The organism is Oceanobacillus kapialis (genome assembly GCF_044790185.1).
In the GTDB taxonomy this organism is placed as follows: domain Bacteria; phylum Bacillota; class Bacilli; order Bacillales; family Amphibacillaceae; genus Oceanobacillus_B; species Oceanobacillus_B kapialis.
On record NZ_CP085256.1, the window covers coordinates 786,280 to 810,253 of the forward strand.

The following is a 23,974-nucleotide window of genomic DNA, read 5'->3' on the forward strand; positions in this document are numbered from 1 at the left end:
ATACTGATTGTTGTTAATCCAACACTGTGTATATTATAATATATAAGATTTCATTTAAGGATGCAAGAGAGGGTGAGCTTCAATCGGCTGGACAGCACAGATTATTAAACGAAAAAAATCAATCGTCATTACTTTTATCGTAGTGGCTCTTATCAGTGTGATTGCTCAATTTGCAGTATCAGTAAATTACAACATGGTGGATTATTTACCAGAAGATACGCCGTCTACCACAGCGATGGACGTCATGAATGAGGAATTCGATGGAGCCGTTGCGAATACGCGTGTCATGATGCGCGATATAAGTATTCAAGAGGCTCTAGCCTTTAAAGAAGAATTGCAAGCAATAGATGGTGTTTCTGAGGTAACATGGCTTGATGATACCCTTGATGTGAAAACACCAATTGAAATGGCTGATCCGGATACCGTTGAATCCTATTATAAAGATGGAAATGCCTTATTCTCACTACATATTGAGGAAGGCAAGGAAGTGGAAACAACTGATGCCATCTATGATTTAATCGGAGAAGATAATGCAATGTCAGGGGAAGCGCTGGATACAGCAACCTCGCAAAAAATGACTGGTACAGAATCCATGTATGCAGCCGCATTACTTATTCCAATTATTATCATCATTTTGGTGTTATCCACAAGATCATGGGCAGAGCCCATTTTGTTTCTAACAGCTATTGGAATTTCCGTCCTGATTAATTTGGGTACGAATATATTCCTTGGAGAGATATCTTTTATTACCCAATCAGTAGCACCGATATTGCAGCTTGCCGTATCGCTCGATTATGCGATATTCCTTCTGCATAGTTTTGCTGATTACCGTAAGAAAACAGATACGCCAGCTGAAGCGATGCAAATGGCCATGAAACGATCTTTCCCAGCCATTGCGGCAAGTGCTTCCACAACGTTCTTTGGGTTTATCGCCCTCACATTTATGGAGTTCGAAATTGGAGCAGACTTAGGGATAAATTTGGTTAAAGGGATCGCATTAAGCTTTATCAGTGTTATGGTATTTCTACCTGCTTTAACTTTGATGTGTTATCACTGGATTGATAAAACGCAGCATAAACAGCTGTTACCGAGTATCCGTAATGTTGGAAAAACGCTGTTGAAATTCCGCATTCCGGCATTGTTGCTTCTATTGCTTTTAATTGTCCCGGCATTCCTAGGCCAAAGTGAAACGAATTTCATGTATGGGATGGGGCAACAACCAGAATCGACAAGAGCTGGAAGTGATACCATTGCCATTGAACAAGTGTATGATAAGCATACGCCTATGGTAATGTTGGTACCTAAAGGTGATATTGCGAAAGAGGAAGAGCTAGTTCAAGAGATTAAAAGTTATTCAGAAGTAACGAGTACCGTTTCGTACGTCGATGCGATTAGTCCGGCGATACCTGCTGAATATCTCGATGACTCTGTAACAGAGCAATTCTTTTCAGAGAATTATAGTCGGATCATTATCAATTCAGCACTCGAAAATGAAGGGGAACAGACCTTTGCCTTCATTGATAAATTAAAGGAAACAGCCGCCCAATACTATGGCGATGACTATCATTTATTAGGTGAAAGTGTCACACTTTATGATATGAAGAATGTGGTAGAGGATGACAATACGGTTGTTAATGTACTAACGGTCGTTGCCATAGCAATCGTTCTACTTGTAACATTCCGATCCATATCGTTTCCTGTTGTCTTACTCGTTACGATCCAATCTGCGGTATGGATTAATCTTTCCATTCCATACTTTACGAATGTTTCGTTGGTTTACGTTGGGTATTTAATTATTAGTACCGTACAGCTGGCAGCAACTGTCGATTATGCTATTTTACTAACCGAAGCTTATAAGGAAAATCGGAAGGAAATGCGCGCTTTACCTGCTATTAAGAAAACAATTGATGAAAAAATATTCTCGATTGGTGTGTCTGCATCCATTTTATCAAGTGTAGGCTTCATTCTATGGTTGACTTCCTCCAATCAGATTGTCGGTTCGATCGGTCTCTTGCTGGGACGTGGTGCATTACTTGCGTTTATTATGGTAGTGCTTGTACTACCCGCTATGCTGGTGGTATTTGACCGTATCATTGAAAAAACAACTTGGAAGCCAAACTTTTATAAGGGGGAATGACCCATTGCGTAATAAAAATATTGTTCCAATTCTCGGAAGTATGATGCTTGTCTTTTCCTCGTTTACTACCACTGCATTCGCTGATGAAGTGCAGGAAGGACAAGAGGGCAATTACGCTTCAAAAGACGAAGTGATTTACGGAAACATGAATGCAAATGGTCAGCTGCAAGATATGTATGTGGTCAACACATTTCGGGTAACAGAACCAGGCGAAATGGTTGATCATGGTGATTATGCTTCTGTTCGTAATCTAAGCAATTTGACAGATATTGTGAGGGAAGGGGACTCTGTTCAATTTCAAGCAGAAGAAGAGGAGTTTTATTACCAAGGCACGATGGAAAGCAATGCATTGCCCTGGGACATCTCTATAACCTATCTGCTGGATGGTGAAGAGGTGGCTCCAGAAGATTTAGCTGGTGCAAGCGGTTCGTTGGAGATTCAGATTTCGACATCTGCAAATGAAGATGTGGATCCGGAATTTTTTAGAAATTACTTGCTGCAAATTGGCGTCACACTAGACCCGGCTATCTTTGATAACATTCAGGCACCTGAAGGCACCATGGCCAATGCCGGTCAAAATAAGCAAGTCACGTTTTCAGTAATGCCTGAACAAGAAGAAACGTACATTATTTCTTCAGACGTTTCTGAGTTTGAAATGAATCCAATTGAAATCAATGCGGCTCCTTACTCTATGTCGATTGAAAGCCCTGATCTTGGTGGGATGACTGGCGAAATGCAGGAGTTGTCAGATGCGATAAGTGACATCCATACAGGTGTCGGTGATCTGGAGAGTGGCATGTCTGAACTTAACCAAGGTGCACAGGAACTAGGGGATGGCTCTGCAGAATACCGTAATGGTATGGAAGAACTTGATCAATCTTCTGGTGAATTGGTAAATGGTTCTGCTGAGATTAAAAACGCATTAGCGACCATTAATCAAACGGTACAAGAAAGTACAGGAAATATTGATTTAAGTGTCATGCAGGAGTTTCCTAATCATTTACGTGAGATCGCGGGCGGAATAGAGGAGTCTGCAAATGCATTAGATGAACTGGCGAAAGGATATAGTGAAGCGAATAAGCAGCTGAGTAATGCTATGGAATCTATTCCTTCCTATGAGATTAATGAAGAGCAGATTAATAAGCTGCGAGAAAATAATCCGGAACAACTGGAAGTTGTCGGACAGTTAGCAGAGACATACGAGGCTGCAAATGCTGCGAAGCAAACGTACAATGCGGTGAAGGAGGCCTTTGATGGTGTCTCTGGAGCAATAGGGCAATCCTCTGACGCGTCTGCAGAAATGGCTTCTAATCTAGAAACAATGGCAACAGAAATTGAAAACGCAGTTGCTTCTGTTGGCGGATTGGACTCTGTTACCCAAATGCAGGAAGGTTTCTCAACGCTCGCTTCACAATATGAAACGTTCCACAATGGGCTAGTAAGCTATACAGATGGTGTCGGACAACTAACATCTTCCTACCAGGAACTCGATGCTGGTATCCAGGAGTTAGCAAATGGTACCTCTGCTACAAGTGATGGTGTAAGTGAACTACATGACGGAACGAATGAATTACAGGAAGCTACTAGTGATTTGCCTGGTCAAATCGAAGCGGAGACAGATGAAATGATGGAAGAATATGCGAACGAAGATTATGAGCCAAGTTCCTTTCTTTCCGATAAGAATGAGAATGTAGAAGTCGTACAATTTGTATTGCAAACAGAAAGCATTGAAATACCAGAACCTGAAACCACTGAAGAGCCAGAAGAGGAAGAAAAAGGTATCTGGGAACGGTTCTTGGATTTATTTCGGTAAGAAAAGTTTAACCTCCTTGTTAAGGTAACAAGGAGGTTTTTTCCTTTTACGAAAAAACAGGAACACATAATTCACAATAGCCGGCTTCGACCATTTGAACATTATATCGTTCTAATATTGGTTTATTATCCATCTTGTAGCCACTGTTTTTGATTGATGGAAAAATAGCAGCCCATGCTTTTTGAATAGCTTCGGCTGTGTGCTCCACCTTAAAAATGGCATATATTCCTCCAGCGAGTTTTCCTTCCTCTAAAGAATTATTAAGCGGATAATCTTTTGAAATGACGATACAGACATCGTACCTGCAGTCCTCAGGAGGAGTGGTTTCAGGATTGTCCTGTGCATCCCAAAAATCACAGCTGAACTGGTTAACAAGTTTTTCTCTTTTGCCCAATTCTTTAGCGTTTCCATTGCTTGAATATTGGTGGAACCATAAGGACCGACTCGACGTATATAAGCGAGGCGGTAATTTGAAAGAGCTTCTATGTGCATCTTCAATCATTTCTCCTACTTTCTATATTGGTTTGTTACATGTTGAATGTATCATGATATAAAATTTTTCACCTCATATATTTTAAAATTTTCTGTTATTATGTATCGTAAGGTATTTACAATAGATTAAGAGGGGGGATTGATGGTGCGGCGCTGGGAAACAACTCACTCAGAATATGTTTATAGGTCGCCATTCGGTAACTTACGAAAAGATAGGTGTGAGCTTCCAAATGGAATTATGATTGATGAATATTATGTTAATGAGTATGCCGATTGGGTTAATGCTGTTGTGATCACGGAAAATAAGCAAGTAGTGCTCGTGAAGCAGTATAGACAAGCAGGACAGGATTTCTATTTAGAAATTCCAGCTGGAAAACCAGAGGGAAATGAAACATACGAAGAAGGCATGGTTCGGGAAGTGCGAGAAGAAACGGGGTTTACTTCAGAGAAGAGGCCGATAAAATTGGGAGAGTTTATGGTCAATCCTGCTACGCAGACAAATAAGATCATAACGTTTTTAATCCAAGATGCGTATAAAGAATTTGACCAGGACTTAGATGATACGGAAGACATTACAACCACTTTAGTAGACTTTGATGAGCTAGGGGAATTAATAAGAAACAATCAGGTTAAGACTCAGTTGTTTACTGCTAGTGCTTATTATATGGCGAAGGATTTTCTTTTTAGGTAGTGCTTATTTATGAAATAAGAAAGTATAAATACTTGCTGTATAATGTTCTTAGACAGAAACAGCCACGTCCAGCTCCAGCGCCCAGAGACTAGCGAGACTTCCCTCACCTCCGTACGATAAAGAAGACTTGCCGACTGGTGATAACCAGAGGCTTAGTCGCACTTATACCCTTGCGGTGAAAGTCAACATCAGCTCCAAAGGGGAGGAAGGTCGACTAAAACCGGCCTTACCGGCCAACGCCGACATACCCCTTTTGCAGGGGAATTTTTCCTTTATCTCCTACGGCTCAGTCCAAAAGGTTTTCGGTGGGGCGAGTAATCGCAGTCCCAGTCCGTACGTCTCTAAACGGGCGCTTGCGCTTTTGTTACATAAATAAGATTTGGGGGGAGAATGGATGATGCCACCGAAACATATTGTATCTGCAGCAACAATAGTATTGAACGAAAGCCAAGAGATATTATTAATTAAAGGGCCGAAAAGGGGATGGGAAATGCCCGGTGGTCAGGTTGAAGAAGGAGAAGCATTAAAAGTAGCAGCAATAAGAGAAACGAAAGAGGAGTCAGGCATAGATATTGAAATAACAAGATTTTGTGGTGTGTTTCAAAATGTAGAGCGCTCTATATGTAATGCATTGTTCTTAGGAAAAGCTATTGGCGGAGAGCCAACGACAAGTCCAGAAAGTTTAGAAGTCGGTTTTTTCCCAATTGAGCAGGCTTTAAAGATGGTAACATGGAAGAATTTTAGACAGAGAATAGAATACTGCCTAGATGATAGTCTACAGCCTTTTTGTATTGATTTTTAATGGAGGGGACGGGATGGCTTTGGCAGGAAAACAAAAATTTGCATTTAGTATATTGGCTATAGTATTGGTAAGCCTTCTTTTGCCAGATATCGTGTCTAATTTTATGATCATGGGAAAAGAAAGTGTTGCCTTATCAACAGGTTATTATGTTAGATATATTTCTTACTTGGTTAGTGCGCATATAAGTCTTTTATACTTAGCGTTTCTTTTCTATGTGATGTTTATTAAAAAAGCGAAGTAACATGAGGTGAATTAAATTGAAAGAATGGTGGAAACGAAAGAAGGCTAAATCAAGAAAAGCAAGGAAGGACGACGCCTATTACACGAAGTGGGACCTTCTCGTGGATATACTTGTTTGGGTGCCAGAAATAATTTTATTGCCTTTGAGATTATTATTTTGGTTGTTAAGAGCTGTGCTGAGGGGTTTTTTGGACGTTACTTGAGTAGTTTTGATAGATAAAATAGGAGGAAACCTATGCGGAATGAGCAAGAAATGATGGATTTAATTTTACATAAAGCAGAGAGTGATGAGCGAATTCGGGCAGTATATATGAATGGGTCCAGAACAAATCCGAATGTGCTAAAAGATATTTTTCAAGATTATGATATTGTTTATGTGGTTACGGAACTTGCTCCATTTATTAAGGAGAGAGCGTGGATTGCTGACTTTGGCAAATTACTTATGATGCAAGAGCCTGATAAAAATAACTTTGGGAAAGAAATAGATAGTGAGATTTTACATTCTTACGGGTTATTAATGTTGTTTACAGATGGAAATCGAATTGACCTCCAACTGAAAACGAAGGCTAAAATGCTAGAAGAATATGAACTGGATAAGCTTACTATACCCTTATTGGATAAAGATAATATTCTACCACAAATATCTGAGCCAACTGATGAGGATTATCATCTTCAACAGCCAACCAAAGAGGCCTATGACAGCTATACAAACAATTTCTGGTGGTGTTTACAAAATGTAGCGAAAGGAATTTGGCGAGATGAACTCCCTTATGCGAAGCAAATGTTTGAATTAACCATGAGAGACGCACTGGATGTGATGGTTAGTTGGTGGATTGGTATTCAGACAGACTTTCAGGTTTCGACAGGAAAGCTAGGCAAATACTTTAAAAAGTATTTGCCTGCTTCATACTGGAAGTTATATGAAGAGACATACTCGAATGCTAATTATGAAAATATGTGGGATTCTATTGTTGTAACGTGCGAATTATTCAGGGTTCTGGCTAAGGATGTCGCGGTTCATTTCCGTTTCACCTATCCAGTTGAAGATGATCGGAATATGATGGCTTATTTAGCGCAGGTTAGAAATTTATCAGCAGATGCAGAGGGTGTATTTTAAAGAATTATATTTAAACAGGTTTGGAGAAACTACCCGTGATGGGTAGTTTTTTTGTGGGAAAGTTTAAGAGTTTTAGAAGAGGTATGCTGTGGCGTAGCTAGTATTATGTGATAGCTTGTCACTTAATCGACTAGCCGTGGAGGGGCGCAATCGACCAATGCAGTCGAGCAATCGACCAAGAGAGCAGCGCAATCAACCAATGCAGCCGTGCAATTGAGGTTAGTCTAAAAAGTGGACATGTGAAAAGTGGTTTGTTTTATAATGAACTAAATAATAAAAGGACGTGTTCACTTTGGGGAAACAATATGATAAAGAGTACAGGGAGTATGTAGTGAAATTAATTGTAGAGGAGGGAAGGAAGATAACCGATGTGGCTTACGAACTTGGCCTTTCGGCTTCCACACTAGGAAAGTGGGTACAAAAACATAGAAAAGAAAAACTACAGAGTAACCAACCCCAAGAGTATATAACGCCATCTGAGTTTGAAGATTTAAAGAAGGCCCACAAAAAGGAGCTTGAAAAGCTCCAAGAGGAAAATGAAATTCTAAAAAAGGCCATGCACATCTTCACGAAAAACCAAGAGTAAAATATCAATTTATTTACGATCACTGTGAGGATTATTCGGTGGTGAAGATGTGCGAGGTACTAGTGGTATCGAAAAGTGGTTATTATAAATGGCTTTGTAGAAAAGAAGCTGATTTAACAGAGAGAGAAAGATATCGAGAAGAAATCAAACAAAAGATTAGCCAATCGTTTCATGAAAGTTTTGGTACCTACGGTAGTCCGAGGGTGCACGCAGATTTAATAGATTGGGGTTATACGGTTTGTCAAAAAACTGTGGCCCGCATGATGAATGAGATGGGCCTCAGGGCTACTCTAACCGAAAAAATAATCATCACTACAGATTCAAATCATGATCTACCGATCTATCCTAATCTCTTAAACCAGAACTTCACTGTAGACGCTCCTAATAAAGCCTGGGTCACAGATATTACGTATATTTGGACAATAGAGGGTTGGCTTTATTTAGCGTCAGTTATCGACTTATTTTCCAGAAAAATGGTGGGGTGGAGTATGGCACCTAATATGAAAAAGGAATTGCCATTAGCTGCTTTAAAAATGGCCATAGCTACCCGCCAGCCTGGTGAAGGACTCATACACCATTCTGATCGAGGGTCACAATATTGTTCACATGGCTATATGGAAGTGTTGAAAGAAAGGAAAATGGAAGTAAGCATGAGTAGAATTGGAAACCCTTATGATAATGCTTGTATAGAGTCTTTTCATGCCACGTTAAAAAAAGAACTTGTATACAGAGTCCGGTTTGAGAAGCGTGCTGAGGCCATGAGAGCCATTAATTACTATATTAGTAATCGTTACAATGAGAAAAGAAGACACTCGACTCTAGGGTACTATTCTCCTAATCACTTTGAACGTCATTACCAAAACAGCATACTGAAAAAAACCTCTTAAACAAACCATTGTGATGAATAAGTACAAAGTGAGGTTTTTACTTTGTATTTATTCATCACGCAGCAAACGAAGTGCGGTAGGATTTTTCTTTAAACAAGCACCATTTTAAAATGTCCATTTTCTTGACAGAAGTCCACAATCGACCAAGAGAGCAGCGCAATCGACCAAGGGAGCAGCGCAATCGACCAAGGGAGCCGTGCAATCGACCAAGGGAGCAGCGCAATCGACCAAGGCGGCAGCGCAATCAACCAAGGGAGCAGCGCAATCGACCAATGCAGCCGTTCAATCGACCAAGCGAGCCGTGCAATCAACCAAGGGAGCAGCGCAATCAACCAAGGGAGCCTCGCAATCGACCAATGCAGCCGTGCAATCAACCAAGGGAGCAGCGCAATCAACCAAGCCAGCAATGCAATCAACCAATACAGCCTCGCAATCAACCAAAGCCCCCCTCCTCCCACACAAAAAACCTAAGCATTACCCTCTAAACAAATATCATTGACACACATATTAGGTACTGCTAATATGATAACAACAAACACATTAGTAAGAACTAATATGTTGAGGAGGAAACAAGATGAAACAAGTTGATATAGATACGAAAATGAAGTTTTTACATGGTCTTTCTAATAAATCGAGGGTTCAAATTCTGGAAAGTTTAAAAGAAGATGAGAAAACAGTTTCTCAAATTGTACAGGACATTAATGGCAATCAGTCAAATATTTCACAGCATTTATCATGTTTAAAGGGTTGTGGACTTGTTGTTAGCAGGCAGGAAGGCAAATATGTATATTATCGGGTGCGCAACCAGTTAGTACGTGATTTATTAACCATGATTGATGTCGTGCTGGAAGATGTCGAAAACGATGTCGCTTGCTGTGACCGCAATGTAGAGTAAGGAGGCGAAGAAATGACTGAAAAATGCTGTAGCTCAGAGACGAATAGGCTTCAGGATAATACTTGCTGCAGTAACCAGCCAAGTCAAGCAGTTGGCACCAATGATACGGAAAACTGCTGTAAGACTCAAGATTTATCCGAAGATGACACATCCTCTTGTTGCGGTAATGACAAGGGTGACACAGAATCTCGAACAATGAATAATGCCTCAAGCTGCTGCGGGGTTTCCAAAGCTGAACCGGAGATTGAAAATGACTTCTCTCCAACAGGGCAAGAGGTTGAATACCGAGTAGAAGGAATGGACTGTCCTTCCTGTGCTTTAACGATCGAAAAGGGATTACGTAGTCTTGATATGGTGCAAGAGGCGAAGGTGAATTATAATACTGCCAAGTTAAAAGTTATAGCCAATGAAAAGGCACCACTTAACGAAGTCGAGAATACCGTAAACAAGCTAGGTTTTAAGGTCGATCCTATTATACAAAATAAAAATGTTAGAACGTACGATGTGGAAGGCATGGATTGTGGAAGCTGTGCTCAAAGTATCGAAAATCATTTCAAAAATCATCCCTCTGTTAAAGATGTAAAGGTGCATTTTTCTACAGGGAAAATGAAGCTGGAGCATGATAATTCGGTGGATGAAATTGTTTCTGAGGTATCTAAACTCGGTTATAAGGCTAAGTTGCAAACGAATAATCGCCAGTCTCAAGCAAAACCAAAGAACAAAAAAGAGCTTGGGATGATCACCTTTACAGGTATCCTCCTTGCTATTGGTTTTATTGGTTCATTTATTGGGATGCCAGCAAGCATATCAACAATTTTATATGCAATTGCTATCGTGGTAAGTGGAGCAAAACCAGCCAAAAGCGCTTATTATGCGATTAAAAGTCGTTCATTAGATATGAATGTGCTCATGTCTGTTGCGGCAATTGGCGCTGCTATTATTGGCGAATGGTTTGAGGGTGCAACGGTAGTGTGGCTGTTTGCGCTAGGTACCGCACTTCAAAATAGATCGATTGAACAGACAAGAAAATCCATTCGTAATTTAATGGACCTTGCCCCATCAAAAGCATGGGTACGAGCTGGCGCAGAGTTAGTTGAAAAGTCAGTAGATGATATAAGTATTGGAAATATAATTGTCATCAAACCTGGGGATAGAATCCCGCTAGACGGTGAGATTATCGAAGGGGAAACAAGCGTTAACCAGGCTCCTATTACAGGAGAATCTATTCCAGTTGATAAAATGATTGGCGATACGGTCTATGCAGGTACGATTAATGAAAGTGGGTCACTTGAAGTTCGGGTTACAAAATTAGTTGAGGATACAACCATTTCAAAAATTATTCATTTAGTAGAGGAAGCACAGGAGCAAAAGGCTCCAACACAAGCATTTATTGATAAGTTTGCCAGCATTTATACGCCGATTGTGTTTCTGTTAGCTCTTGCTGTTATTGTCCTTCCACCACTATTTGGATTTGGGGAATGGGGCGAATGGGCATATAAAGGGCTTGCGTTACTAGTTGTTGCTTGTCCGTGTGCATTAGTAATCTCAACACCTGTTGCTATCGTCTCTGCAATTGGAAACGCGGCGAAGAATGGTGTGCTCATAAAAGGTGGGACATTTTTAGAAACGGCAGGCGCGATTAAAACAATTGCATTTGATAAAACAGGCACATTAACAGAAGGTAAACCGAAAGTTTCCACAATACAACCATTGACAATATCAGAAGACGAACTTCTTTTGATTGGGTTAACCCTAGAAGAATACTCGACGCATCCAATCGCCAAAACGATTGTGGCATATGCGAAAGAGAAAGGGTTTCAAGCTAGACGTGGTGAGCTATATAAAAGTATAGCTGGTAAAGGAGTTCAGGCCACGATCGATGGTGAAATTTACTTTGCTGGGAATTTAAAACTGTTTGAAGAACTGAACGTACCATTGGGTGGTGTCAGCGACAAAGTTAATGAACTTCAACTCGAAGGAAAAACGGTTGTAATTATCGGGACACAAACAGCAGTCATGGGTGTTATCGCTGTTGCAGATACCATTCGACCAATTACGGTAAAAGCTATCAATAACTTGCAACAGGTCGGTATCAATCAAGTCGTTATGCTAACTGGAGACAATGAAGGTACGGCGAAGATGATTGCCAAAGAAGCTAGTGTAAACCGTTATTTTGCAGAGCTTCTCCCAGAAGATAAGGTAGAGGCAGTGAAACAGTTGCAAAAAGAAGGGCACAAAGTAGCGATGGTCGGTGACGGGATCAATGACGCTCCGGCTCTAGCTACATCTGATTTAGGCATCGCCATGGGTGGTGCAGGTACAGACACCGCAATGGAAACAGCAGATATTGTTTTAATGGCAGACAATCTGGAAAAGCTACCACATACAATTAAGCTAAGTAGAAAAGCATTAGCTATCATTAAACAAAACATCTGGTTTTCTTTAATTGTTAAGCTAATCGCCTTTGTATTTGTTTTCCCAGGATGGCTCACACTCTGGTTAGCCGTATTAAGTGATACAGGTGCTGCAATTATTGTGATCTTAAATGCATTACGGCTTTTACGTGTTAAAGATTAATTGTTGTTATGTGACCAAAATAATAAAAAAAGCAGGCATCCCAATAGGTTGCCTGCTTTTTAATGGCACATTATTTCGTATTCGTAAATCCACCGTCGATACGAATTACTTCGCCGTTAATATATTCAGCTTTAGAAGTTAGTAGGAAGGTTACTAATTCTGCCACTTCCTCTGGTGTACCTAGACGTTTTTGAGGAATGCCGCTTTCTGCATTCTCTTTCATTTCCGGGTTCGCTTCATAGAAAGCTTTAACCATCGGTGTTTCAGTTGGACCAGGTGCAATAGCATTTACACGTAAGCCGTCTTTTGCATATTCTGCAACCATACTTTTTGTCAATCCAACAATACCATGCTTCGTTGCGGAGTAGGTGACAACAGAATCCTGCCCGATCACACCAGCACTAGAAGCAGTATTCACGATGGAACCTCCGCCGTTCTTGAGCATTACATCTGCTACATAGCGAACACCATAAAGTGCACCTAATAGGTTAATTCCAACGATTTGTTCAATCTCCTCAATTTTTGTGTCTAAGTAGTATCCACCACTACCGGAAATTCCAGCATTATTAAAGAAATAATCTATTTGGCCAAACTTCTCAACAGTTTTATCAACATATTGTTTTACTTCTTCAGCTTTGGAGACATCCGCTTTTATAAATATTGCATCAGCTCCAGCACTTTTAACCTTATCTACAGTTTCATTTCCGCCTTTTTCACTTACGTCAACGACAGCAACGTTGACTCCTTCTTCTGCTAGACGAACAGCTGTAGCTTGTCCTAGTCCACTACCGCCACCTGTTACGATTGCAACTTTACTCATAAGAATACCTCCACTTTTTTCTTGAATTATTTACAATGTTATTATACCTCTTTCTTCTTTTTAAAATAAAAGAAGGTGCTTCCAAAATCCATACGCAGAATTCATAGACTTTTTTAACGAATACAAAAACCCCTCCTGAAATAAATTTCAAGAGGGGATCTTCCATTAGGTTACGCTTTTACCCAATATGCTGCATCATTACTTGAAGGGGAAGGAGGGAATTGCTCTCCTTGTTCGATGTCAATGGTCGCCTCATCGTTTGTTGATCCACCGTTCACTAGACTATCAACCTTGTATTTACCGCTCTCTGGTGCGTTTTCACCTGTTTTAAATTTTGTAGCCATCTCATCCACCTCCATTGGTTTTTTGAAGAATCCTTTATGATTCTACTGTACTGTTACCGGATTTTGTCGCTAGTAAACACATAATAGAAGAGGAGATTTCAGAGTACTTTGACATCAATGGTTTGGATAAATTCAACAAAGGCTTTAACGATGTTAAGGTCAAGGTTTTCTTCATGATAGTACATCCATGTATTACGAGTGATCGGGTTTCCGTTAGGCAGGAAAAGAGGTTTAATGAAAAGCTCAGGGTGTGGGCGTACGACTAAGTTAGCTAAGATCGCATAGCCCAGTCCATTAATAATCATTTCCCTGCACGTTTCCACCTGACTCACTTGAATATTAATGTTTGGCTGTTCTTTGTAATGGCTGTACCACCAATTTTCTACAATTGTTCGCATCTTCTCATCGGTATAATAGTCAATTCGTGGCATGGATGGGAGGTCTTCCATTTTAAATTTCCACGGGGAGGCAATGCAAAGCTCTTCTTTATAAAGCAGGTCTTTACAGTCATTCCATATATAATCCCCTTTAATAAAGCTAATGTGGACATCATGATTGGAGATGAGTTTATGCATGTCACTGCTCCAACCAGTTACAACTTGAAACTCAACATCCGGATAGCTTTGTTTAAACAGACGAAGGAGCTTCGGCATTTTGTTCAACGCAAAAAAATTCGAAACTCCAACCCGAAGTGTCCCTGCCACCTGATTTTTCATGTTATGCAATTTTTCCTCAATTTTTCGCTGCTCAAATAACATCTTTATTGCATGCTGTGCCAGTTGCTCGCCTTCTGGGGTAAAGGTGATCCCTCGTTGCTTACGGTTAATTAACTGCACCCCGTAATAATCCTCCATCTTCTTCAAACGGGTTGTTAAGGTTGGCTGTGAGAGAAATAATCGTTCTGCTGCTTGGGTTATATTTTCTGTTTCATGCATGGCGGCTAGCATTTCCCAGTCTTGAAATTTCACCTACAACTACCTCCCTGCCATTGAAAAAATCTATGGATACTTATTAAAATTATATATTTTTCTTATCTTTCTTTCAATTTTATAATAAAATTATGACAAGATAGCGAAGTTTTCGAATTTTGTACGGAAAAACTAGAGGAGGTAAAACAATGGATACAAAAGAAAAGTATGTTCCGGGGCTTGCCGGGGTAGTGGCAGCCGAAACGACCATTTCCTTTTTGGACACAGAGCAGGAGAAAATTATTATAAGAGGGCATGAACTGATTGAGCTTTCTCAGCAGCATGATTACCTAGAAATAGCTCATCTGCTTTTAGAAGGAACATTGCCTGATTCCAATGAAAAAACAAATCTTCAGGAAAAACTAAATGGAGAGTATGACATTCCACAAAACGTTTTAAAAATACTTGAGCTGCTATCAGAAAACACCCATCCAATGGATGCTTTGCGGACAGGTTTGTCAGCGCTTTCAGGATATGATAATGATCTTGATAACCGTTCAAGCGAAGTAAATAAGCAAAGAGCATATCGCCTTTTGGGGAAATTACCGGCAATCACCGTGAACAGCTACCGACTAATCAATGGCCAGGAAGCTGTAAAGCCAGATCAGAATTTGTCTTACAGCGCTAATTTTCTTTACATGATCACGGGAGAAAAGCCTGAGGACTGGCAAACAGAAATCTTTGATCGTTCCCTTCTTTTATATAGTGAGCATGAAATGCCGAATTCGACTTTTACAGCAAGGGTAATTGCTTCAACAAACGCGGACCTATATGGTGCGCTAACTGGTGGAGTAGCTTCCTTAAAAGGGAACCTGCATGGTGGAGCTAACGAAGCGGTCATGTACATGTTGAACGAAGTAAAGTCAGCAGCTGCCTTTGAAGAGTTACTTATGAAAAAACTAAGTCAGAAAGAGAAAATAATGGGCTTTGGCCATCGTGTATACATGAAGAAAATGGATCCGCGGGCGCTGGTCATGAAGCAGTCTTTAAAAGAGCTATGTGACAAAAAAGGCGACCACACATTACTGGAAATGTGTGAGGCTGGTGAAAAAGTAATGCGGGAAGAAAAAGGGCTTTATCCAAACCTTGATTACTATGCGGCACCTGTCTACTGGATGTTAGGAATACCAATTGGCTTGTATACACCAATATTCTTTAGTGCGCGAACTGCTGGCTTATGTGCACATGTGATCGAACAGCATGAGAATAATCGCTTGTTCCGTCCGCGCGTAAATTATGTTGGAAATAGCTATTAATCGAAGACAAAGGGGAGAAAGGTAATGCAAACAACGAATGAACAAAATAAAACAGACGTATTGTTAGAGGAAATTGCCGATTATGTGTTGAACAAAGACATTACGAGCACGGAAGCTTATAATACAGCGCATTATATATTATTAGACACGATTGGGTGTGGGGTTTTAGCATTAAATTACCCAGAATGTACAAAGCTGCTCGGACCAATTGTGCCAGGAACCGTCGTGCCAAACGGAGCAAGGGTACCAGGTACCTCTCATGTGTTGGATCCTGTTCAAGGAGCCTTTAATATTGGGGCCATCATTCGCTGGCTTGATTACAACGATACATGGCTCGCTGCCGAGTGGGGGCATCCTTCTGATAACCTAGGTGGGATATTGGCAGTAGCAGATTATGTTAGTCAGGAAAGACTGGCAAAAGGTCAAGCACCATTAAAGGTGCAGGACGTTCTTGAAATGATGATTAAAGCCCATGAAATCCAAGGGGTTCTTGCACTGGAGAATAGTTTAAATCGTGTCGGTCTCGATCATGTTCTGTACGTGAAAATCGCCACTACAGCAGTCGTAACCAAGATGCTTGGCGGGGGACGTGAAGAAATCGTAAATGCCTTATCTAATGCTTGGTTAGATAATTCCAGCTTGCGTACGTATCGGCATGCTCCAAATACAGGCTCCCGTAAATCTTGGGCAGCGGGAGATGCCACAAGTCGGGGTGTCCGCCTTGCGATGATGGCAATGAAAGGTGAAATGGGTTATCAGACTGCGCTTAGTGCACCAGGCTGGGGCTTCCAGGATGTCCTTTTCAATAAACAGGAGCTAAAAATAAATCAGCCACTTGATAGTTATGTGATGGAAAATGTACTATTTAAAGTTTCCTACCCTGCAGAGTTCCATGCACAGACAGCTGCAGAAGCGGCAATTCAGCTTTATCCGGAAGTGAAGGATCGTTGGGATGAAATTGATCAAATTACCATTTCCACACACGAATCAGCAATTCGTATTATTGATAAAAAAGGGCCTCTATACAATCCGGCTGATCGGGATCATTGCTTGCAGTACATTACGGCAATTGGACTGCTTAAAGGAAATATTGTGGCAGAGGATTATGAGGACGAGGCAGCAGTGAATCCGTTAGTTGACAGGTTACGAGATAAAATGCTCGTTACGGAAAACAAAGCGTATACTGAAGACTATTTAGACCCTGAGAAAAGATCCATTGCGAATGCTGTACAGGTTCACTTTACAGATGGAACTTCAACAGAGAGCATTGCGTGCGAATACCCGCTTGGACACCGCTTTCGCAGGGACGAAGCAATACCGAAAGTATTAGAAAAATATGCTGCGAACTTGGCTACGCAATATTCCAGAAAACAGCTAGAACGAATCGAAGCGGTAAGCTATGAGTACGATACACTAACAGCAATGAATGTAAATGAATTTATGGAGCTTTTTGTTAAATAGGAGGAATGCAAGATGGCATGGATTGTAGATGAACCCAAATCACAGAAGGAACTTGCAGGGCAATTTAAGGAGCTGATCCAACAGGAAACGATTTTGCAAATGCCTGGTGCACATGACGCCATGGCTGCCCTTATTGCCAAAAAAACGGGTTTCTCAGCACTCTATCTTTCTGGGGGAACCTATACCGCAAGCAAAGGCCTGCCAGATTTAGGTATGGTCACCTCAACGGAAATGGCAGACAGGGCACGTGACCTCATTCGGGCAACAAACCTACCTGTTTTGGTTGATATCGATACAGGTTTTGGCGGGATACTAAATGTTGCACGGACAGCAAGAGAAATGTTAGAAGCGAATGTAGCTGCGGTACAAATTGAGGACCAGCAGCTTCCAAAAAAGTGTGGGCATCTGAATGGAAAGCAGCTTGTCAAGACTGAGGAAATGGCCCAGAAAATCCAGGCAATTAAAAAGGCAGCACCTTCCCTTGTTATTGTAGCTCGTACGGACGCCAAAGCGAACGAAGGTATGGAAGCGGCGATAGATAGGGCATTGGCTTATGTGGAAGCCGGGGCAGATGCAATATTTCCAGAAGCCTTACAAACAGAGGAAGAATTTCGCCTCTTTGCTCAAAAAGTGGATGTTCCTCTTCTTGCAAATATGACAGAGTTTGGCAAGACACCATATTTTACAGCCGAGGCCTTTCAAGAAATGGGCTTTAAAATGGTAATTTATCCTGTTACCTCTTTACGTGTAGCTGCCAAGGCATACGAACGCGTCTTCCAATTAATTAAAGAGGAAGGCACACAAAAAGATGCCCTTGATGATATGCAAACAAGAAAAGAGCTGTATGAAACGATCTCCTATCATGATTTTGAAGAATTAGATCAGAATATCGCGAAGACGGTGTTGGATAAATAGGTTGAACTCCTCTGGTAAGGTGAATCTTTCTTGCTGGAGGAGTTTTTTGTGGTCTGCTTACGTCAACGTAAGCAACATTGGTGGAAAGAGACGCAAGAGCAGAGGAAAGAGACGCAAGAGCGGTGGAAAGAGACGCAAGAGCAGAGGAAAGAGACGCAAGAGCAGAGGAAAGAGACGCACCAGCGGTGAAAAGAGACGCAAGAGCAGTGGGAAGTGACACCAAGCAAGTTAAGTTGTTAAGCAGATCTGTGCCTCTCCATACGGATTGTTTTAGTCTCCCTGGTTAAACTAACCTAACTAAACACTGTATAGAGAGGAAGAATAACACAATGCCCCAATACAAAAAGCCGGAAAAGCCAGTAATACTGTTAAACATAGATTCACTAATGTCCTATCCACTTGAGGTAGCTGTCCAAACAGGGCGTGCTCCAGCACTAAAGTTCCTCATGGAAAACGGTACCTATTTTCCTGAGATGGTCAGCTCGTATCCAACCATGTCCGTTACCATCGATAGTAGCCTATTAACAGGTACCTACCCTGACCAACATCATATTCCGGGATTGAATTGGTTTGATACGAACAAAAAGCAATTTGTTAACTATGGAACAGGTTTTAGAGAAACCTTCCGAATTGGTATGCGCAAGTCTATACATAACATGCTCTACCGACTAAATAATGAGCACATGAGTGCAGGAGTCACCACCATTTACGAAGACCTAGCAAAAGAAGGAGTTTCCTCAGCATCTATTAATTCGTTTGTCTATCGTGGGAATACGCCAAAATGGTTGAAGACTCCCCGATTACTTCGAGCTTTTACACGTTTCCAGAAAGGCACATGGATCAGTCAGACGACGCCTATTTTCTCTTTAGGTGTATTTTCGAAAATTAGGAGAAGCGGTTTTCCCACACAGCTAGCGGCCGGTAACTACAAATATACAGCACGAGAGCTGCGTCACCTGATCCGCAAGAATAAACTCCCTGGCTTTACCTTTTGTATATTTCAGGATCTGGACGCACGAATTCATTTTAGAGGTCCCATGGACATAAAAGGGATTACGAAGATTGATCGGGAAATCCAGAAGACATTGAATCTATACTCCAGTTGGGAAGAGGCTCTAAAAAAGAATATCTGGCTTGTAATTGGTGACAATGGGCACGCACCTTCTGGAATGAGTTACAAGCAAGTTTTGATAGATTTACGCAAATCACTCTCTCATTATCGGATTGCAAAGATTCAACGCCCCGTGCAGAAAAAAGATCAACTCGTTTTTAGTGTGAATCAACGGATGGCTTATATTTATGTGTTAGATGAGAAGCTACCATTATCCCCATTAATAGAGCCACTTAAAGCGGATGAACGAATTGATGTAATCGCCTGGAAGGATCAAAACAGTATTCATGTAGAGTCTGGCATAGTAGATGGTCGTATAACCTTTTCACCAGGTGGAAACACTCAAGATATTTATGGTCAAAACTGGCATATTGAAGGCAATCTTGAGGTGCTTGATTTAAAAAGGACCGACGGAGACAGGTTTGCTTTTGGGAAGTTTCCTGATGCATTATCCAGGTTGTACGGTGCCCTTCATTCCCAATCTGGGCGGTTTCTTGTGGTAAATGCCAAACCCGGATGCGAATTTAAGGCTCAGTCAACACCATTTCATTTGGCAGGGGCAGCGCACGGCTCATTGCATAAACAGGAGTCGCTCGTACCGTTAATTATTGCAGGTTCAACGGATAAGCCCATTTATCCACGATTTGTAGATTTAAAAGCGTTTATTTTTCAGTTAGTGGTGAATCAATTCCACTATGAAAAGGAAGATTCAAAATTATGAGGACATTATTCTTCACGTACTAATATAGCAAAAGCATAAATGGCTTTTCCTGTAAGTTCGCCATCCCATTCCGTAGTAATGTTGTAGTAGTATTTTCCTTCCTCTGTAGGTGCAGTTAAATATTTGGTTTCGAAATTAACATCCGTTTCCTTTTCTCCACTCGCACTAACTTGAACAATGTTAAAATCTGGGGAGTATATTTCATCCGAGATTGGGACTTCACTTGTAGAAACAGATAGTTCCAGCTCATCTTCAGGTTTAACACGAAGCGGTGTCTCACCCAACAACAATTCGTCAGGAGGATTAGGTGTGAGCGAACAATTTTCTTCCCAACAATGAGTATCTAAAATTACCACAGTTGTGCTTTCACCCTTATTTATTCCTATACTAGGAGGAGTGACCTGTTGACTTCCCACTTCCGTAGAGGGAGAAGGAGCTTTTTCTTTAGTGGACTCAGCTTCCTCATTTGTACATCCTGTAAAAACTAGCGTGATAATTATAAGTAAGAAAACAATTTTTAATCTCATGTACTTTCCCCCTTTACTAATTCTTTGTCCTTAGCAGCCATCCCATAGCAAGAAATGCTGTCCGGAATGAGTTTATTTGAACAACCTGTAAAAAAACGATTGATATAAACACAATTAAAATATTGACACTGCTTCTCATATCATCCCACTCTTCATTATGTTATTGCTTGCATTCCAAATATATCATAAATTTGTGATTTTTCTAATAATTTTAAAGGGATTGCTACTGGTTTGTTGAATTTATAATACTAAAGTTCCATAAATCAAATGGAAGCAGGTGATTAATTGCTAACGATTATCCGTTTTGAATTAAAAAAAGTGGCAAAGTCAAATTTCTTTCGATTTCTTTTATTCGGCTGCCTCCTATTTATACTTAGCTATTATATATATGTTCACATACATACGATGCATACAGATGATTTAATCTTAAAAAATGAAGCAGATATATCTAGAATACAAAGTGAAATTAATAGTATAGAGGCTGCCATTAAGGCAGGTGAGTTGGATGAGGAAGATAAGGAAACAACTGGAACCCTAGAATTTAATAAGGAAGACATCGAAGTTAAACAACAAGAAATAGAATATTTTAGAAATGGAGAATGGACTCCATTATTAAATAAGGAAATAGAACAATATGAACAGCACGTTGCAAACCGTATTTTTCGAGATGAGTATTACTCTGCTGCATGGCCCACACTCGTTACAGAAGAGAGCAAATTGGAATATCACAAGTGGTTAAGAGATAAAGAAATTACTCCTGTTTACCCTATACATTATTACTCTTGGGTGACGTTATATGATCAAGTGTACGAACCCCCGACTCTAGAAGAATCATTGGAGATATTCAGTACGAAATATTCTTCAACCGGTATTTACTTCACTAACCACCTGTTTACATTTGTATTCAATATTTTAGGTGCATGTTTTTTTCTGTTTCTTTTTGGTGACATGGTCACAAAAGAAGGGCTTGCCAAAAATGGTTCAATCCAGTTATTGCGTACCCAACCGATACGCCGTTCTAAGCTATTTATAGGGAAATTTTTAACAATGCTTTTGGTAACATTCCTTTTACTATTCGGCACTGTACTGCTTTCATTCATACTCGGTACAATATTTGACCGATTAGGTGATTGGGATTACCCTGTTTTAATTTACGGGGAGGAGTATTCCTTCAGCTTTATGAACATGGGAACATTCTTACTTCAATCTGCTAGTCTCTTTTTCATGGTGTTGATCTTTTGCTATTCCATATTAATCTTGTTTTCTATTATCACGAAAAGGGCCTTAGTAGCAATTGGTTTAACGATCGCCATATTATTTGCGGGGATAGGATTAAGTGCGGATTCAGTCACGTCCATGATTGCTCCTTATATTCCATTCCACTATTTTTCTGTCAGAGAAGTAATTACAAATGAATTGGCGCTAACGTTAGAGAATAATAGTTTTTCATTTAACCAAGGTATGATCGCTCTCGCGGTTTCCAGTGTACTTTTATGGCTGGTGACCTATGGGGTGACCATTTTACAGAAGCGGTTTTCATAAGAGGGGGAAAGAACATGATTGTAAACGTAGATAATCTTAAAAAACGTTACAAAAAACAGCTTGTACTTAAAGGAATCAATATTAAAATTAAATCGCCACAGATTATTGCCCTAGTTGGTCCAAATGGTTCGGGCAAAACAACGTTATTAAACTGTATGACAAACCTTCTGACAGTGAATGAGGGGAGCATTGAACTCTTAGGGAAAAACCATAAGGATAGTTCGCTATTTTATGATGTGTCCTATTTGCAAGATAATCGTATCTTGTATGGCGATTTAACGGGCTATGACCATTTAAAGTTTATTTGTCAGGCGCAACATATTGATCAAAGTAAAATTAAAGAAGTAGTGGATCGTGTAGGAATGGGATCCTACTTGAAAAAACGGGTACGAAATTATTCGCTTGGGATGAAGCAGCATCTATTACTAGCGATGGTTATTATTAATGAACCGAAGCTTTTACTGATGGATGAACCGTTAAATGGGCTGGATCCTACAAGTGCAATAAACATGCGTAATATTTTATTAGAACTTGCTGAAATTGGGACAACGATTATCGTATCTTCACATAACTTAGATGAAATCGACAGGCTCACCAACACGATTTATTTTATGAAGGACGGCGCATTGCTTAAGGAATCGCTCACAGACCTTCATCTTAATCAATATGAAGTATCTGTTAGCAATGCGGATAAAGCAGTAGAGGTGCTAACAGCTAAAGGAATTCCCTTTAGCCTAGCTGAAAAAGGCGTACTACGGTTTGAGGAAACAGATGTATCCTTGCAACAATTTATTGATTGTTTAAATGAGAATCAAATTGAGCTACTATCCATTGAAAATCGAAAGGTTGGAGCAGAGAAGCGATACCGGGAACTTTTTGAAGGGGAAGCTTCCGTATGAAACTACTCTCCTTTGAATTGAAAAAAATAATTTTTAGTAGGAAATTCCTTTTCTTGCTCCTACTGGTTTTCATAGGAATTAGCTTTTTGTTTATACGGAATATCGTATTTCAGGAGCAGATTGTGAAAGAAGAACAAAAAGAGCTGGAAGAATTGCTGCAGGGCAATTACAATAATGCTGATTTGCACTTGGCAGAACTGGAAGCTGACCCTGAGAATGAGAAGCAGCAAAAATTACAGCGAATAAATAGTTCCATGATAAATAAGTTATATGAGGTGAGAAATCTCATCAATACAGACGAATGGAAACAGCAACTGAACTTGGAAAATCAATACTATAATGAACTGACTAGCTATGTGGAGGCAGGAGGAGAAACAACCATACCAATAAAGGAAATCAATTACCGAACCTCCATGAATCAAAAATTGGTAGATGAAGATATCATGCCACAGCAAGACCGTTATAGTACAGCACTACCCAACTTTTTAAAGCAAATTGTTAGCCTATTCATAAATGCTGGTGCAATTATTATCATGCTACTAATTATTGGGGATACGTTATCAGGGGAGTTTGAAAATCGTTCTGTGAATCTACTGTTTACCCAACCACTTAATAAGCATCATATTATCCTGAGCAAATTTGTAAGTGCTATCATCACCTATCTTCTAACAATGGCAGCTGTTATTGGCTTTACCTTTGTAATTGGATTTTTCTTTGGAGAAAAGGGGACGTTTGATTACCCTGTCCTCTTTGAGAAGAACGGAGCAATACAATTCCTTACTGTTAAAACATATATGCTTCAAGGGCTTGTGCTTATCTCTACTACTATCATTCTAGTGATCACACTCTGTTTCTTGTTTAGTCTCCTAATCAAGCAGACATTGGCTACATTATTTGCTGTTTTAGTTACACTGTTAAGTGGATTCGCTCTATGGTGGCTTTTACCTTCAGGAGTTATGGCCTGGGTCAATCCGCTCCGTCAAGTGTATTCAGATGACGCCCTCCTTTTACAAAATGAGGCATCATGGTTTCAAAGTTTTCCAGCAGTAATTCTTCTGGCGATTCTTTTGCTTGGGTGGAGCATGCATCTGTTTAAAAACAGTAAACAAGAAGGATAGTATTAATTGTGCTTATTACCTATGAGGTTTGAAGTTTAACTTGGGAAGCAGGTTG

23 protein-coding genes and 1 pseudogene are annotated in these 23,974 nt (G+C 40.3%); 18 read left to right on the plus strand and 6 right to left on the minus strand.

Translation table 11 applies throughout. The features are described 5' to 3' along the window. The first annotated feature begins 193 nt into the window (after positions 1–193). Both LG273_RS04170 and LG273_RS04175 read left to right on the plus strand, forming a co-directional pair. Positions 194–2,137 (plus strand): RND family transporter, encoded by a 1,944-nt coding sequence (locus tag LG273_RS04170; RefSeq protein WP_404459470.1) that lies wholly within the window; start codon positions 194–196, stop codon positions 2,135–2,137. A gap of 4 nt (positions 2,138–2,141) precedes the next feature. Further along, the gene (locus LG273_RS04175; protein ID WP_404458016.1) at positions 2,142–3,950 is read left to right on the plus strand and encodes a YhgE/Pip domain-containing protein; all 1,809 of its coding nucleotides are present in this window, start codon (positions 2,142–2,144) and stop codon (positions 3,948–3,950) included. A gap of 46 nt (positions 3,951–3,996) precedes the next feature. Here the strand turns inward: LG273_RS04175 and LG273_RS04180 are convergent. After that, positions 3,997–4,448: pseudogene (locus LG273_RS04180) on the minus strand (GyrI-like domain-containing protein). Between the two features lie 136 nt (positions 4,449–4,584). Between LG273_RS04180 and LG273_RS04185 the strand changes: the two are divergent. The 6 genes from LG273_RS04185 (at position 4,585) to LG273_RS04210 (ending at position 8,765) form a co-directional block, all read left to right on the plus strand. Next, on the plus strand, positions 4,585–5,133 hold the full coding sequence (locus LG273_RS04185; RefSeq protein ID WP_379562259.1) for an NUDIX hydrolase: 549 nt from the start codon (positions 4,585–4,587) through the stop codon (positions 5,131–5,133). Positions 5,134–5,527: 394 nt separating this feature from the next. Further along, a complete protein-coding gene (locus tag LG273_RS04190; protein WP_404458019.1) occupies positions 5,528–5,935 on the plus strand; it encodes an NUDIX hydrolase in 408 nt (135 codons plus the stop codon). A gap of 13 nt (positions 5,936–5,948) precedes the next feature. Then, positions 5,949–6,176: a hypothetical protein gene (locus LG273_RS04195; RefSeq protein WP_404458022.1), complete on the plus strand. Its 228-nt coding sequence runs from the start codon at positions 5,949–5,951 to the stop codon at positions 6,174–6,176. Positions 6,177–6,410: 234 nt separating this feature from the next. Further along, positions 6,411–7,292: an aminoglycoside 6-adenylyltransferase gene (locus LG273_RS04200; protein ID WP_379562257.1), complete on the plus strand. Its 882-nt coding sequence runs from the start codon at positions 6,411–6,413 to the stop codon at positions 7,290–7,292. Positions 7,293–7,575: 283 nt separating this feature from the next. Then, entirely contained in the window at positions 7,576–7,878 is a 303-nt protein-coding gene (locus LG273_RS04205; protein WP_379562994.1) for a transposase, read from the plus strand. An 11-nt stretch (positions 7,879–7,889) separates the two neighbouring features. Next, entirely contained in the window at positions 7,890–8,765 is an 876-nt protein-coding gene (locus LG273_RS04210; protein WP_404459472.1) for an IS3 family transposase, read from the plus strand. 89 nt (positions 8,766–8,854) lie between these two features. On the opposite strand, the gene LG273_RS04215 is transcribed toward LG273_RS04210, so the two are convergent. Next, entirely contained in the window at positions 8,855–9,202 is a 348-nt protein-coding gene (locus LG273_RS04215) for a hypothetical protein (RefSeq protein WP_404458026.1), read from the minus strand. A 137-nt stretch (positions 9,203–9,339) separates the two neighbouring features. On the opposite strand from LG273_RS04215, the gene LG273_RS04220 reads away from it, so the two are divergent. Both LG273_RS04220 and LG273_RS04225 read left to right on the plus strand, forming a co-directional pair. Then, on the plus strand, positions 9,340–9,660 hold the full coding sequence (locus tag LG273_RS04220) for an ArsR/SmtB family transcription factor (protein WP_379562254.1): 321 nt from the start codon (positions 9,340–9,342) through the stop codon (positions 9,658–9,660). A 12-nt stretch (positions 9,661–9,672) separates the two neighbouring features. After that, on the plus strand, positions 9,673–12,237 hold the full coding sequence (locus LG273_RS04225) for a heavy metal translocating P-type ATPase (protein ID WP_404458029.1): 2,565 nt from the start codon (positions 9,673–9,675) through the stop codon (positions 12,235–12,237). Between the two features lie 70 nt (positions 12,238–12,307). On the opposite strand, the gene LG273_RS04230 is transcribed toward LG273_RS04225, so the two are convergent. The 3 genes from LG273_RS04230 to LG273_RS04240 all read right to left on the minus strand — a co-directional run bounded on the left by LG273_RS04230 (position 12,308) and on the right by LG273_RS04240 (position 14,369). After that, positions 12,308–13,057, minus strand: coding sequence for an SDR family NAD(P)-dependent oxidoreductase (locus LG273_RS04230; RefSeq protein ID WP_404458031.1), 750 nt, complete (start codon positions 13,055–13,057; stop codon positions 12,308–12,310). Between the two features lie 170 nt (positions 13,058–13,227). After that, positions 13,228–13,401, minus strand: coding sequence for a YjzC family protein (locus tag LG273_RS04235; RefSeq protein ID WP_379562251.1), 174 nt, complete (start codon positions 13,399–13,401; stop codon positions 13,228–13,230). Between the two features lie 98 nt (positions 13,402–13,499). After that, positions 13,500–14,369 carry a LysR family transcriptional regulator gene (locus tag LG273_RS04240; RefSeq protein WP_379562250.1) on the minus strand — a complete coding sequence of 290 codons (870 nt, stop codon included), beginning with the start codon at positions 14,367–14,369 and terminating at the stop codon, positions 13,500–13,502. A gap of 149 nt (positions 14,370–14,518) precedes the next feature. Here LG273_RS04240 and mmgD point away from each other — a divergent pair, with 149 nt between their 5' ends. The 5 genes from mmgD to LG273_RS04265 all read left to right on the plus strand — a co-directional run bounded on the left by mmgD (position 14,519) and on the right by LG273_RS04265 (position 19,833). Continuing rightward, positions 14,519–15,625 (plus strand): citrate synthase, encoded by a 1,107-nt coding sequence (mmgD, locus tag LG273_RS04245; protein WP_404458035.1) that lies wholly within the window; start codon positions 14,519–14,521, stop codon positions 15,623–15,625. A gap of 24 nt (positions 15,626–15,649) precedes the next feature. Beyond that, positions 15,650–17,086: a 2-methylcitrate dehydratase gene (prpD, locus tag LG273_RS04250; RefSeq protein WP_404458038.1), complete on the plus strand. Its 1,437-nt coding sequence runs from the start codon at positions 15,650–15,652 to the stop codon at positions 17,084–17,086. 12 nt (positions 17,087–17,098) lie between these two features. Then, positions 17,099–18,001 (plus strand): methylisocitrate lyase, encoded by a 903-nt coding sequence (gene prpB / locus LG273_RS04255; RefSeq protein WP_404458041.1) that lies wholly within the window; start codon positions 17,099–17,101, stop codon positions 17,999–18,001. 80 nt (positions 18,002–18,081) lie between these two features. Continuing rightward, entirely contained in the window at positions 18,082–18,288 is a 207-nt protein-coding gene (locus LG273_RS04260) for a hypothetical protein (protein ID WP_379562246.1), read from the plus strand. A gap of 42 nt (positions 18,289–18,330) precedes the next feature. Further along, on the plus strand, positions 18,331–19,833 hold the full coding sequence (locus LG273_RS04265) for an alkaline phosphatase family protein (RefSeq protein WP_379562245.1): 1,503 nt from the start codon (positions 18,331–18,333) through the stop codon (positions 19,831–19,833). Positions 19,834–19,838: 5 nt separating this feature from the next. On the opposite strand, the gene LG273_RS04270 is transcribed toward LG273_RS04265, so the two are convergent. Continuing rightward, on the minus strand, positions 19,839–20,360 hold the full coding sequence (locus LG273_RS04270; RefSeq protein ID WP_379562244.1) for a hypothetical protein: 522 nt from the start codon (positions 20,358–20,360) through the stop codon (positions 19,839–19,841). A gap of 285 nt (positions 20,361–20,645) precedes the next feature. Here LG273_RS04270 and LG273_RS04275 point away from each other — a divergent pair, with 285 nt between their 5' ends. From LG273_RS04275 to LG273_RS04285, 3 genes are read left to right on the plus strand one after another with little or no spacing between them, the layout of a single operon-like run. Further along, on the plus strand, positions 20,646–21,902 hold the full coding sequence (locus LG273_RS04275) for an ABC transporter permease subunit (protein ID WP_379562243.1): 1,257 nt from the start codon (positions 20,646–20,648) through the stop codon (positions 21,900–21,902). 14 nt (positions 21,903–21,916) lie between these two features. Then, a complete protein-coding gene (locus LG273_RS04280; RefSeq protein WP_404458046.1) occupies positions 21,917–22,801 on the plus strand; it encodes an ABC transporter ATP-binding protein in 885 nt (294 codons plus the stop codon). Beyond that, entirely contained in the window at positions 22,798–23,919 is a 1,122-nt protein-coding gene (locus LG273_RS04285; protein WP_404458049.1) for an ABC transporter permease, read from the plus strand. Before LG273_RS04280 ends, LG273_RS04285 begins: the two co-directional genes overlap by 4 nt. Positions 23,920–23,974: the final 55 nt, after the last annotated feature.

Coding starts and splice junctions, on each gene's coding strand:
- LG273_RS04170 (WP_404459470.1), top strand. CDS start 194: ATGGTGGATTATTTACCAGAAGATACGCCGTCTACCACAGCGATGGAC.
- LG273_RS04185 (WP_379562259.1), top strand. CDS start 4,585: ATGGTGCGGCGCTGGGAAACAACTCACTCAGAATATGTTTATAGGTCG.
- LG273_RS04190 (WP_404458019.1), top strand. CDS start 5,528: ATGATGCCACCGAAACATATTGTATCTGCAGCAACAATAGTATTGAAC.
- LG273_RS04195 (WP_404458022.1), top strand. CDS start 5,949: ATGGCTTTGGCAGGAAAACAAAAATTTGCATTTAGTATATTGGCTATA.
- LG273_RS04200 (WP_379562257.1), top strand. CDS start 6,411: ATGCGGAATGAGCAAGAAATGATGGATTTAATTTTACATAAAGCAGAG.
- LG273_RS04220 (WP_379562254.1), top strand. CDS start 9,340: ATGAAACAAGTTGATATAGATACGAAAATGAAGTTTTTACATGGTCTT.
- LG273_RS04225 (WP_404458029.1), top strand. CDS start 9,673: ATGACTGAAAAATGCTGTAGCTCAGAGACGAATAGGCTTCAGGATAAT.
- LG273_RS04230 (WP_404458031.1), bottom strand. CDS start 13,057: ATGAGTAAAGTTGCAATCGTAACAGGTGGCGGTAGTGGACTAGGACAA.
- LG273_RS04235 (WP_379562251.1), bottom strand. CDS start 13,401: ATGGCTACAAAATTTAAAACAGGTGAAAACGCACCAGAGAGCGGTAAA.
- mmgD (WP_404458035.1), top strand. CDS start 14,519: ATGGATACAAAAGAAAAGTATGTTCCGGGGCTTGCCGGGGTAGTGGCA.
- prpD (WP_404458038.1), top strand. CDS start 15,650: ATGCAAACAACGAATGAACAAAATAAAACAGACGTATTGTTAGAGGAA.
- prpB (WP_404458041.1), top strand. CDS start 17,099: ATGGCATGGATTGTAGATGAACCCAAATCACAGAAGGAACTTGCAGGG.
- LG273_RS04265 (WP_379562245.1), top strand. CDS start 18,331: ATGCCCCAATACAAAAAGCCGGAAAAGCCAGTAATACTGTTAAACATA.
- LG273_RS04270 (WP_379562244.1), bottom strand. CDS start 20,360: ATGAGATTAAAAATTGTTTTCTTACTTATAATTATCACGCTAGTTTTT.
- LG273_RS04280 (WP_404458046.1), top strand. CDS start 21,917: ATGATTGTAAACGTAGATAATCTTAAAAAACGTTACAAAAAACAGCTT.
- LG273_RS04285 (WP_404458049.1), top strand. CDS start 22,798: ATGAAACTACTCTCCTTTGAATTGAAAAAAATAATTTTTAGTAGGAAA.